Here is a 12,023-nt window from a genome sequence, read left to right as displayed (position 1 = left end):
CCCGGGAAAACGACGAAGCACGGCCCCCCCGCCACGGCTGCGGACGCCTCTACAGTCCGCGCCATGTCCAGGGAGAAGCACGACAAGCACGCGCCGCTCGACGGCAGCGATCGCGATGCCTTGAGTCCGTTCGCGGCGCAGCGCCGACGATGGGTGCGCGCCGCCGCGCTGTCGGCCGCCGGCCCCTGGGCCGGGGGCGTGCTCGCCGCGGAGCCGGAGACGCCACCGGACGGCGAAGCGCCGACGGCGGCCGAGGAGCCGGACGACAAGGATCCGATGGCGGTCTGGCTGGACATGCCGGCGATGGCGCGCGCCGACCTCTCGCCCGATGGGCAGCATCTCGCCGCGGTCGGCTACGGCGGCGGCATCGCGCTGGCGTACGTGGTCGACCTCACCACCGGGAAGGTGCTGCCGCTGACCCCCACGACCCGCGTCGCCGGCCGCTGGATGCTGAACGGCTATTACCCGGAGGATGTCCGCTGGATCGGCCAGGCGCTGCTGGTGCTGCGCATGAGCAACGGGCAATCGTTCGTGCTGACCCCGGCGGGCGCGATGGTCCGCGCGCTGGATGGTTTCTTCGTGATGCGGCTGGACGACGCCGATGACGGCGCGGAGCGGCTGCTGGTGGCGCGCGGCGACGAGCTGCACGTGGTGAACCTGCGCACCGGCGCGCGGCTCAAGAACGACATCGACTTGCCCGACGTCATCATCGGCGTCGCGTTCGATTCGAAGGGGCGCCTGCGCGCCGCCACCACCAAGGACGCGTCGCGATGGACCGGCGAGCAACGCTTCACGCAGTGGTACCGAAGCGACCAGCCGGGCGCGAAGTGGCGCAAGCTGGAGGAGTCGACCGACTTCGAGGCAGTCTGGCAGCCGCTGCAGGTGCTCGACGACGGCACGATCGCCGTGCAGACGCGCGGCGATCGCGACGCGCTGGGGGTCTTCCGCTACGACCCGGCGCAGGGGCGCCTCGGTGAGCTGATGGCGGGCCATGCGACCGACGACATCCTCGCCACCGTGGGCCTGACCGAGGAGCGGGTGGGCAAGGTCGTCACCAATGGCCTGAAGCGGCAGACCTACTGGTTCGACGCGGGCTGGGCCCGCCTGCAGAAGTCCGTCGACGCGGCCCTGCCCGGCACGCTCAACGCGCTCTCGGGCAACAAGGACGGCATGGTGCTCGTGCACAGCCGCAGCGACGTCGAAGCCGGCCGCTGGTACCGGCTGGACACCGCCACGCGGCAGATCGCCGAGGTGGGCGTCGCCCGGCCCCGCGTCGACACCGCGCGCATGCGGCCGATGGAGGCCTACCGCTACCCGGCGCGTGACGGCTTGAGCGTGCCAGCCTACTTGACCCGCCCCGCCGGGGACGGTCCCGCGCCGACGGTCGTGTTGATCCATGGCGGCCCCTGGGTGCGCGACGCCTGGCAGTGGGACCCGGAAGTCCAGATGCTGGCTGCGGCGGGTTATGCGGTGTTCCAGCCGCAGTTCCGCGGCTCGACCGGCTTCGGACACGCGTTCGCGCAAGCGGGCTACCGCCAATGGGGGCTGTCGATGCAGGACGACATCACCGACGGCGTGCAGCAGTTGATCGACCGCGGCATCGCCGATCCATCGCGACTGGCCATCGTCGGCGCCAGCTACGGCGGCTACGCGGCGATGTGGGGCTTGGTCAAGACGCCCAAGCTGTACCGGTGCGGCGTGAGCTTCGCCGGCGTCAGCGACCTGACGGACTTCCTGACCATCAGCTGGAACGACGACGCCAACGCTGAAACCCGGCGCCTGCGCCGCCGCCTGGTCGGGGATCCGGCGACCGCGCGCCAGCAGCTCGACGCCGTGTCGCCGATCCACCACGTGGGCCGCATCGAGGCGCCCCTTCTGCTGGTCCACGGGGAACTCGACCGGCGCGTCCTGCCCGGCCAGAGCGAGAACATGCTCAAGGCCATGCGCCGCAGCGGCAAGGCGGTGGAATGGTTGCCGCTCCCGCGCGCGGGGCACGGGCTGTTCTGGCCGTCCGACAAGCGCCGCTACTACGGCGAACTGCTCGCGTTCCTGGGCAGGCACCTCGGTCCCGTCGGCGCCGCGCCGGCCTGAGCCCGTCCGGGCCCGCTCACAACGTGTGCGACCGATCCCCCGCGCTGAACCCCAGCGCGTCGAAACCCTCGCCCGGCGCGAAGCCGATCACCTTGAACAGCTCGCCCATCTCGTGCTCGGCGATCAGCCGGTGCGCCATCGCGCGCCGCGGCAGGTCGGCCTCGGCCAGCAGCTCGACCAGGCCGCAATTGATCAGGAAATTCGCCTGGCTCGTGTAGCCCAGCACCATCAGCCCCGCGTCCTGCCCGGCCAGCGCGATGCCGGTGAAGTTCACATGCGTCGTGATGTCCTTCTGCCCCGGCAGCGCCAGCGGATCGGGATCGGCCCGGTGCAGGTGGTGGCACATCAGCGTGCCGCCGGTGCGCTGCGGGTGGTAGTACTCGGCCTCGGGGAAGCCGTAGTCGAGGAAGAAGGCCGCGCCGCGCTTCAGGCGCTCCGCCAGCGTGCGGACGAAAGCCTCGGCCTGCGGATGGACCTCGGTCACCGTGCCGGGCACGAACCCCACATCGTGCTCCGGCGGCGTCGGCGGACGCGCGTCGCCGGGCCGGTCGACGAAGCGCAGCGCGCCCTGCTCGTCCAGGCCCACGCCGCGTTGCAGCCATCGCGCGCCGTCCCAGCACACCAGGTCCACCGGCATCGCGTCCAGCAGCTCGTTGGCGACCAGCACGCCGTGGATCTCGTCGGGCCAGCGGTCCAGCCATTCGACCCGCGGCGCGAAACGCGCCAGCCGCTCGGCCTGGCGCGCGCGCAGCGAGCCCGACAGGTCGACGATGAAGTACTTCGACACCGGCTGCCCCAGCGCGTCCAGCGTCTCGAGCAGTTGCTCCGCCAGCGCGCCGCTGCCGGCGCCGAACTCGATCACCGTGTCGGTGCCGCTGGTGGCCAGCGCCTGCGCCACCTGCCGCGCCAGCGCCCGCCCGAACAGCGGTGACAGCTCCGGCGCGGTCACGAAGTCCGAGCCCTGCTGCGGCATCGTGCCGAACTTGCGACGCGCGTTGGCGTAGTACCCCAGCCCCGGCGCGTACAGCGCCAGGCTCATGTAGCGGTCGAATGGCAACCAGCCGCCCGCGGCGGCGATCTCGTCGCGCAGCAGCGCGGCCATCGCGGGATCGGTCGCATGGACCGGCGGTCCGGCGGGGGCAACCGCCGCGCCATTCGGGCGGCGGGGATCAGGCGTCTTCGAAGTCATGTGTCCAGTCCGGGAAGCGTCGGCGCGCCGCGTTGGGCGAGCCAGGCCTCGAATTCCTCGGCGGGCATCGCCGGCGCGACCACCTCGCCCTGGAGCTCGTCGCAGCCCCATTCGGCCAGCAGGTGCCATTGCCGCGCGTTGCGCACGCCTTCGGCGCCGACGCGCAGGCCCAGGCCCTTGGCCATCTGCACCATCGCGCGGGTGATCGCCGCGGCGCCGCGGTCCTCCGGCAGCACGGCGACGAAGCTCTGGTCGATCTTGAGCTTGTCCAGCGGCAGCCGGGTCAGTTGATTCAGCGCGGTGTAGCCGGTGCCGAAGTCGTCGATCGAGATCGCCAGCCCCTGCGAGCGCAGCGTCTGCAGCAGCTCCGGCAGGCGGTCGATCTCGTCGGTCAGCATGCGCTCGGTGAGCTCGAGCTCCAGCCACTCGCCCGGCACGCCGGCCGTCTTCAGCACATGGGCCACCGACTTGGAGAAGCTGGTCAGCCGGAACTGCATGCTGGACAGGTTGACCGCGATCGGCACCGCGGCCACGCCGCGTTCATGCCAGGCGCGCGTCTGCCGCGCCGCCTCGTACATCACCCATTCGCCCAGCGGCAGCATCAGCCGATGGCGCTCCGCGACGACGATGAACGCGTCCGGCGTCAGCAGCCCGCGCTGCGGATGGCGCCAGCGCAGCAGCGCCTCGGCCCCGACCAGCGCGCCGGAGCGCGCGTCGACCTGCGGCTGGTAGAACAGCACGAACTCGTCGGCCGTCAGCGCCTGCGCCAGCTCGCTCTCCAGCACCAGGTCGGCGTAGGCGTTCTCGGCCATCGCCTGCTCGAAGAAGCGGTAGGTCGCGCGGCCGGCGGTCTTGGCCAGGTACATCGCGGTGTCGGCATGCTGCAGCAGCTCCTCGGGCGACTCGCCGTGTTCCGGGTACATCGCCACGCCGATCGACGGCGTCACCGACAGGTCGCGCCCGTCGGCCTGCACCGGCACCTCGACGACGCTGAGCAGCGCGTTGAGCACCGTCTGCACGTCCTTGCGCTGGTGCACATCGTCGAGCAGCACGACGAACTCGTCGCCGCCGAAGCGCGCCACCAGGTCCGAACCGCGCAGGCCGCCGCGCAGCCGCTCGGAGACGGTCTGCAGCACGCGGTCGCCTTCGAGGTGGCCCAGCGAATCGTTGACGCGCTTGAAGTTGTCCAGGTCGATGAACAGCAGCGCCGCGCGCCGCGCCGGGCCCTGCGACAGGCGCTCGCGCAGCCGCTCCATGAAGGTCGCGCGGTTCAGCAGCCCGGTCAGCGGATCGTGCTGCGCCAAGTGCTGGATGCGGGCTACCGCCTCGAGATGCGGCCGCAGATCGCGCACGATCGTCATGCGCAGCCGCTCGCCGTTGCGCCACAGGGTGCGGACGATGAATTCGACGTCGATGCGCGTGCCGTCGCGATGCAGGATCGCGGTGGCGTAGCGCGTCTCCTTGCCGGCCTCCATCACCGCGCGCACGGTGTCGACCTGGTCCGGCGCGATCAGCGACAGCGCGGTGCGGCCGACCAGCGCCTCGAGCGGCCAGCCGATCAGCTCGCAGATCGGCGGGTTGGCGTCGGTGACGATGCCGTCGCGGTGGAAGACGATGCCCTCCATCGACGCCTGCATGAACTTGCCGAGCCGGTCCTCGGACTCGCGCACCGCCAGCTCGGCCTCGCGGAAGCGAGTGATGTCGGAGATCAGCACGAAGCTGGACTGCACCTCGGTCTCGCCGGGCGGGACGTAGGGGATCAGGTTGACCTCGATCCAGTGCGGCCGGCCGTCGCGGCGCTCCAGCCGGCGCTCGTAGCTGACGGTGACGCGCTCGCGCAGCACGCGCTGCACATGCGGCTCGATCTCCTGCGAGGCCTCCTCGCCGATGATCTGCGCGAAGGTGCGGCCCACGGCGCTTTGTTCGTCCAGGCCGAAGCTGCGCGCGTACTGGCGGTTGGCGAAGCGGCAGGTGCGGGTGGCCGCGTCGAAGACCGCGATCAGCACCGGCACGTTGTCCGCGAGCAGCCGGAACTGCGCCGCCTGGTCCTCGGCGGACGGCGCCGGACTGGCCGGCGGCACGGGCGGCACCGGCGCGTTCATTCAGTCGCTTCCGTGGCCGGCGGCGTCGCGCGCCGGGGTCTCGTCGTGCGTCTTCAGCGCCAGGCAGAGGTCTTCCCAGGCGCGCGCCTTGTCGGGCAGGTTGCGCAGCAGGTAGGCCGGGTGATAGGTGACGATCAGCGGCACGCCCTGGTAGCGGTGCACGCGGCCGCGCAGGCGGCCGATAGGCTCCTGGCTGCGCAGCAGCTGCTGCACCGCGAAGCGGCCCATCGCCAGGATGATGCGCGGCTGGATCAGCTCGATCTGGCGCTGCAGGAAGGGCTCGCACTGCGCGAGCTCCGCCGGATCCGGATTGCGGTTGCGCGGCGGCCGGCACTTCAGCGTGTTGGCGATGTAGACCTGGCGCTCGGGCGGTCCCTCGCCGCGGCCCAGGCCGATCGCGCGCAGCATGCTGTCGAGCAGCTGGCCCGCGGCGCCGACGAAGGGCTCGCCCTTGAGATCCTCCTGCTCGCCCGGCGCCTCGCCGACGACCATCCAGTGCGCCCGCTCGTTGCCGACGCCGAACACCGTGTTCTTGCGCGACTCGCACAGCCCGCAGGCGCGGCACTGGGCGACCTCGTCGCGCAAGCCCGGCCAGTCGAGCCGCGCGATCGCCTCGCGCGCCAGTCCGCGCGCCGGGGCGGCGTCCGCCGGAGCGCTCGTGGGCGCCGTCGCGGGCAGCGCCTTGGCCAGCACCTCGGCCACGCGGCGGGGCGCGGGCGGCTCGGCGGCGCGCCGCGGCGCGGGCGGTTCCGCGACCGCGACATCGGCGCCGGCCGGTTCGCGCGGCGCGGGCGCCGCGACGGGCACCGGAGCGGCGGCACGCGGCACCGGTGCCGCGGGCGCCATCGGTTCGGACGGGACGGCCGGCGCGGCCTCGTCGCCCGCCGGGGTCGTCCACAGCTTGAGGCCCATCGCCTCGAGCATCGCGCGCTGACGATCGGTCCAGCTCATGCGGCGGGCTCCGTCAGGCGCAGCGTCATCAGGACCGCGTCCTCGCGGCCCTCGGTGCCGGGGTAGTAGCCGCGGCGCAGGCCGCTCTGCACGAAGCCGTAGCGCTCGTAGAGGCGGCGCGCGCGGAGGTTGCTCTCGCGCACCTCCAGCCAGACCTGGTGGCAGCCGCGGGCGCGGGCGAGCAGCCCCAGCGCGTCGAGCATGCGCCGCGCCAGGCCCTGGCCCTGCCGGGCCGGCTCGACGGTGATGTTGAGCAGGTGCATCTCGTCGATCACCTGCATCGCGAGGAAGTAGCCGCACAGCCGGGCCTGCTCGTCGCGCATGACGAAGCCGGCATAACCCGCCGCCATCGAATCGATGAAGTTGCCGCGCGTCCACGGATGGCTGTAGGAGACGCCCTCGATGGCCATCACCTCGTCCAGGTCGACCGCGCGCAGCGGCTGCAGCGATTGCAGCGACGGCGGCCAGGCCAGGTCCTTGGGCTGGGCGCTCATCTCGGCGCTCCGCCCGCCGCGTCGGCGGTCGATTCGCCGGACGCGGCCTTGGCGGCCTCGCGCTCGGCGGTGGTCAGCGCCACCTTGTCGCGCACGTACAGCGGCAGCGCCTGGGCGGCGTCCTCGGCCAGCCCGGCGTCGAACGCCTGCGCCGCGAGCGCCCCCAGCGCGCGGGCGCGCGAGACGGTGTCGGGAAAACGGCGCGCGGCGCCGGTGTCGAGCTCGAACGCGCCGAGCGCCGTGCCGGCGACAATCGCCGGCGGCGCGTCGCGCCACAGCGCGCGCAGCGGGTCGAGGTCGGTCAGCGCCGGCTCGAACGTCGTCGTCCAGCGCGTGCCGTTCCAGCGATAGCGGCCGAGGTAGACCTGGTTCATCCGGGCGTCCATCGCGACCCAGACGTCGAGCGCCGCGTCGTCGCCGCCCTCGGCGAGCCATTGGGCGCGCGCGTCCTCGGCCACCAGCATCAGGCTGTCCAGCGCCAGCACCGGCTTCCCGGCGCCCAGCGCCAGCCCCTGCGCCACCGAGCACGCCGTGCGCAGCCCGGTGAACGCGCCGGGGCCGCGGCCGAAGGCGACCGCGTCCACCGCGGACAGCGGCACGCCGGCCTGCCGCAGCAGCGCCATCGCGTCAGGAACGATCCGGCGGGACGCCAGGGTCCCGCCATCGGCGTCCAAAAAAGCAGCATGGCCCTGGCCAACGAGGGCCAGAGCCATGTGTTCGGTCGAGCTATCCAGGGCCAGCAACACGCTCATGCGGCAAGTGTAGTGGCCCGGGACAGCCGAAGGCGGGGGCAAGCCCCCTCCGGGCGGGTCACGCGTCGATCAGAACGAGTAGCCCAGCGACAGCGTGTAGACCATCGGGCGGAAGTTGATCTTCGTGTGCAGCTCTTCCACGCCGTCCTTGGTCGTCGTGTACGAACGCATGTTGCTGCGCACATCCGCGTAGGCGACGGTGCCGGTCAGCGACCACTGCTTCGTGTAGGCCACGGTGAAGCCCGCGTGCGCCGCGGCGCCCCAGGAGTTCTCCAGCGTGATCCGGGTCGGGCCGCCGCTGATCGCGTCGCCGGTGGGCGTGCTGCGCTTCTTCTCGAAGTAGGTGTAGTTCACGCCCACGCCGACGAAGGGATGGAACTTCGGGATCCATTCGCCGAGGTGGTAGTTCACGAACACCGTCGGCGGCATCTGCCGCACGACCGCGATCTGGCCGGCGTTGGCCAGCACGCCGTTGCCGTAGATCTTGTGCGAGGGCGGGATGCCCAGCACGATCTCGCCGCTCCAGCGCGGCGCGAAGCGGTAGGTGTAGCCGAAGCCGGTGGTGGTGGCGTCGCCGACGCGGATCTGCGCGCCCGGGGCCGGGAACTGGCGGCTGCCGCCGGCCAGCGGCGCGGCCTTGCTGTTCACGTCGATGTGGGCCAGGCCCAGGTAGAACGTGTGGGTGCCGACCGCCGGCTCTTCAGCGCGCGCGGCGCCGGCCATGGCCATCAGCGAAGCGGCCAGGATGAGGGTGATGTTCTTTTTCATGAAGGGTGTCTCCGTGCTGCTCGTGCGCGATCAGGGCTGGGCCGCCAGGACCGATTGGAAGAAGCCACGCGCCAGCGCGTTGCAGAACGGCGGGACCAGGGTCCCGTGGTACGCGCCCTGCACGGCCGCGGCGCCTGCCGTGCCGCCGCCCGCCGCGGCGGAGGTCGCCGCCTTGGCCTGCGCGAAGCCGCCGGCGATGGTGGCCGCGGTGACCGAACCGGCCCAGCTCATCGAGGCCGCGCTTTCCAGGTTGGACGCCGGCACCGCCTTGCCGCGCGAACCGAAGTCCAGCTGGGCGTCGGTGGTGTTGAAGAAGAACACCGTCGGGTCGTTCGCGCCGCCGCACAGCGCGACCGGGGCCTTGGGCGTCCAGCCCAGCAGCGTGTTGGTCTGCAGCGCCTTGCGGAAGTTCGAGCCCAGGTAGCCGGTCTTGAACGAGTCGGTCAGCAGGCCGCCGGTGCCGAACAGCTTGGTGAAGGTCGGGTCGTTGGGCAGCTTGCCGGCCGCGATCAGCTGCGCGATCGACTGCTTGGACGGGAACAGCGTTTCCGAGGTCTTGTCGTACGGCGACTGGTACACGTCCGACGGCGTCGAGTAGATGTTGCCGTAGGCCTTCTGATAGCTGGTCAGCATCAGCGGCAGGAACAGCGTCGCGCCGGCGTTGACCGGGCCGGTCGTGTTGATCACGTCGCCGAACTTGACCAGGTTGTACGGGCCCGACATCGGCGCGGCGGCGGTGACGGTGAACTCGGACGCGTAGTCGCGCTCGATGACCTTCTGCGTGGCCATCGCGACGTGACCGCCCTGCGAGTAACCGGCCAGCAGCAGCTTGGCCGACGGCTTGACCGCGCTCTCGGCGTTCAGGTGGGTCTTGGCGGCGCGCAGGCCGTCGACCATGTCCATCGCCGAGCTCTCGGCGTTCAGGTAGGGCGTGTACTGCAGGCCCGAGCGGTCGTAGCCCATGTAGTTCGGCGCCACGACGATGAAGCCCTGGGCGGCGTAGAACGCGGCGACCAGCGAGCCTTCGGCGTTGTTCTGGATGTCGGCCATGTTGAAGGCCTGGTCCGTCGTCGTGCCATGCGCGTACAGCACCACCGGGCGGTTGCCCGTGCAGTTGGCGCCGGTGCCCGCGGGCACCAGCACGGCGGCCGACGCGGTGGCCGGCAGGCCCTGGGGATCGCGGGTCCAGTAGTAGACGTAGCGCACGTCGACGTCGCAGGCGGCCTTGCCGCTGATGGCCTGCACGCCCTTGGCGGCCGTGCCGGCGTCGATCTGCGCGGCGGTGGCCGCGCCGGCCTTCAGGCCCAGTTCGAGCGTGCCGCGCGCGGGCGGGGCATCGTCGCTCGACGCGTTGCTGCCGCCACCGCAGGCGCTCAGCATGGCCGCTGCGGCCAAGGTCAGGCTGGCCAGTTTGAATTGGCTGTTCATTCGGACTTCTCCAGGGGTTGTCTCCGTCGTTCATGCCGTCCCGGCGATCGCGGGCGGCATTAAATCGAACGGTCGTTCGTTTTTCTCAGGGATCACTGTAAGCGCACGTCACGCGGCGTCCGCAAAAGGAAAACCCTGACACGCGGCAGCATGCCAGGGTCCAGGCGTCGAGGGACGCACAACCTGCCCCCATCGAGGCGCGGTTGCAACACTGCCGTCATCGATGTGCGAACTCGACGGGGTCGCGTGACCCCGCCTTGTCGCCGTCGACGCTCAGCGCGGGAAGGTCAGAACGGGTTGGAGGTGGCGCGGTTGATGGCCTGCAGTCCGATGTTGGAATGCAGCACCGGACCGATCAGCGTGTCGCTGGCCCACATGTGGCTGGTGGCCGTGGCGTTGGCGACCAGCGTCTTGTCGGTGCACACCGGCGGCAGCGAGCTCGCCAGGCAGGCGCCGTCGACCGAGTTGGTCGCGCCGTACGCCGTCGGGAAGCGGCTCATCGTGCCCATCAGCTCGTCGGTGAGGATCAGTCCGATGTAGTGGCCGTCGTTGCGGATCTTCAGCCGCATGCCGGCGTTGAAGCGGCGCGACAGCTCGGACAGCAGCGCGGCGCGGTCGGTGTCGGAGTGCGCGGCCTTCTCCTTGATCGCGAACGGCGACAGGCCCATGTCCTGCACCGTCGACAGGACGATGCGGCCGTCGGCGTCGACGATGCGGTTGACCAGCGCGGCCAGCGCCTCGCCGCGGGCCTGCGCGGCGTTGCCCAGCGTGCCGGCGTCCTGCGCGGGGAACTGCGCGTACAGCTCCAGCACGTCGTTGGCGCCGGCCAGGATGGTGACCAGGTCCTTGTTGTTGAAGCCGTCGAGCGCGAACTGGCGATCGATCTGCGCGCCCACGTCGGCGACCTTGGCGCCGGCCGCGGCGTACATGCGCGCGGTCGGGGTGGCCAGCTTGTCGGGGTTGCACTGGCCGAAGACCAGGCCGAAGCGCGCCGCCACGGACTGCACCCAGATCTGGTTGCCGCCGCAGACCAGCGCGCCGGTCGTCGTGTCCAGGGCGTTGATCGAGTACTTGGTGCCGTCGGCGCGCAGCGTGCTGGCCTCGTCGCCGAAGGCGATCACGCGCTTGGGGTTGAACGGATCGATCTGCTCGCCGCCGCCGCCGCAGGCCGCCAGCAACGCGGTCGCACCCAGCAGCACGGCCAGGTGGCGCTTCAAACTCTTCATGAACTCTCCAAATCTCGAAAACTCAGCGGGGCGCGAAAGCCGCCGCCGCGCGGGACAAGCGGTCCCGCACCCCATCCCAGGCTGCCTCTTGCGGAGGTGCCTCGATCCAGATCTCCGTGGCGCCCGCCGCGTCCAGCTCGCGCAGGACGGCGAACAGCTGTCGCGCCGCCGCCCGCGCCTGGGCCGGCATGGCGCGGTGCAGCGCCGGCGCCGCCCCGGCGACGTCGGCCGAAAACGTGCGGGAATATACCGCCAGCCCCGCCGGACGCTCGCCCGACAACGCGTCGCGCAGCGCCTCGGTCGACATCAGCCGGACCGTCGCGTGCGGTGCGTAGTGCGCCGCGAGTGTGCCCGAGGCGCGTGGCGCGCGTGCGTCAGGGGCTTGTAAAGGCTGCCCGGCCGCGGCTTCGAGCTGCTCCGGCGTCAGCACGCCCGGGCGCAGCAGCACCAGGCCGCCGCGGCTGACGTCGACGATCGTCGACTCGATGCCCACCTCGCAGGCGCCGCCGTCCAGCACCGGCAGGCCGGGCTCGAACTCGTCGGCGACATGGCGGGCCGTCGTCGGGCTGACGCGGCCGAAGCGGTTGGCGCTCGGCGCGGCCAGGCCCTCGACGCCGAGGGCGCGGCACTCGGCCATCAGCGCGCGGAAGACCGGGTGCGACGGGCAGCGCAGGCCGACCGTGTCCTGGCCGCCGGCGGCCGCCGCGGCGATGCCGGGCACGCGCCGCACGATCAGCGTCAGCGGCCCGGGCCAGAAGGCCTCGATCAACTGGTGGGCGACGGGCGGCAGGTCCTGCGCGAAGACGCGGGCGCCGGCCTCGTCGAGCACGTGCACGATCAGCGGATGGTCGCTGGGCCGGCCCTTGGCGGCGAAGATCCCCGCCACCGCGGCGTCCTGGTCGGCGCGCGCGGCCAGGCCGTAGACGGTCTCGGTCGGCACGCCCGCCAGGCCGCCCTCGGCGAGCACGCGCGCGGTGCGGCGCACGTCCTCGGGCGAGTGGCCGTCCAGCAGCATCGCGGCC

Annotated in this window: 10 protein-coding genes; 1 reads left to right on the top strand and 9 read right to left on the bottom strand. The window is 71.9% G+C overall.

The features are described 5' to 3' along the window. Positions 1-63: 63 nt before the first annotated feature. Positions 64-2,091 carry a S9 family peptidase gene (locus N5D62_RS13095; RefSeq protein ID WP_279758261.1) on the top strand — a complete coding sequence of 676 codons (2,028 nt, stop codon included), beginning with the start codon at positions 64-66 and terminating at the stop codon, positions 2,089-2,091. Between the two features lie 16 nt (positions 2,092-2,107). Here the strand turns inward: N5D62_RS13095 and N5D62_RS13090 are convergent, their stop codons facing one another. From N5D62_RS13090 to N5D62_RS13050, 9 genes are all read right to left on the bottom strand, one after another. After that, entirely contained in the window at positions 2,108-3,193 is a 1,086-nt protein-coding gene (locus N5D62_RS13090; protein ID WP_279758281.1) for an SAM-dependent methyltransferase, read from the bottom strand. An 83-nt stretch (positions 3,194-3,276) separates the two neighbouring features. Further along, a complete protein-coding gene (locus tag N5D62_RS13085; RefSeq protein WP_279758260.1) occupies positions 3,277-5,382 on the bottom strand; it encodes an EAL domain-containing protein in 2,106 nt (701 codons plus the stop codon). Next, positions 5,383-6,333: a uracil-DNA glycosylase gene (locus N5D62_RS13080; protein WP_279758259.1), complete on the bottom strand. Its 951-nt coding sequence runs from the start codon at positions 6,331-6,333 to the stop codon at positions 5,383-5,385. Continuing rightward, entirely contained in the window at positions 6,330-6,827 is a 498-nt protein-coding gene (gene rimI / locus N5D62_RS13075; protein WP_279758258.1) for a ribosomal protein S18-alanine N-acetyltransferase, read from the bottom strand. The genes N5D62_RS13080 and rimI overlap by 4 nt, the downstream gene beginning before the upstream one ends. After that, positions 6,824-7,579: a tRNA (adenosine(37)-N6)-threonylcarbamoyltransferase complex dimerization subunit type 1 TsaB gene (tsaB, locus tag N5D62_RS13070; RefSeq protein ID WP_279758257.1), complete on the bottom strand. Its 756-nt coding sequence runs from the start codon at positions 7,577-7,579 to the stop codon at positions 6,824-6,826. Before tsaB ends, rimI begins: the two co-directional genes overlap by 4 nt. A gap of 69 nt (positions 7,580-7,648) precedes the next feature. Then, positions 7,649-8,347 carry an OmpW family outer membrane protein gene (locus N5D62_RS13065; protein ID WP_279758256.1) on the bottom strand — a complete coding sequence of 233 codons (699 nt, stop codon included), beginning with the start codon at positions 8,345-8,347 and terminating at the stop codon, positions 7,649-7,651. Between the two features lie 30 nt (positions 8,348-8,377). Then, the gene (locus tag N5D62_RS13060) at positions 8,378-9,775 is read right to left on the bottom strand and encodes a lipase family protein (protein WP_279758255.1); all 1,398 of its coding nucleotides are present in this window, start codon (positions 9,773-9,775) and stop codon (positions 8,378-8,380) included. Positions 9,776-10,062: 287 nt separating this feature from the next. After that, complete coding sequence (locus N5D62_RS13055; RefSeq protein WP_279758254.1) at positions 10,063-11,001, bottom strand: SGNH/GDSL hydrolase family protein; 939 nt, start codon at positions 10,999-11,001, stop codon at positions 10,063-10,065. Positions 11,002-11,023: 22 nt separating this feature from the next. After that, positions 11,024-12,016 (bottom strand): L-threonylcarbamoyladenylate synthase, encoded by a 993-nt coding sequence (locus tag N5D62_RS13050; RefSeq protein WP_279758253.1) that lies wholly within the window; start codon positions 12,014-12,016, stop codon positions 11,024-11,026. Positions 12,017-12,023 lie beyond the last annotated feature (7 nt).

This window comes from Mitsuaria sp. GD03876, from assembly GCF_029840635.1.
Classification (GTDB): Bacteria; Pseudomonadota; Gammaproteobacteria; order Burkholderiales; family Burkholderiaceae_C; genus Roseateles.
Note: the sequence above shows the minus strand (reverse complement) of the source record. Positions and strands in the feature narration are given on the sequence as shown.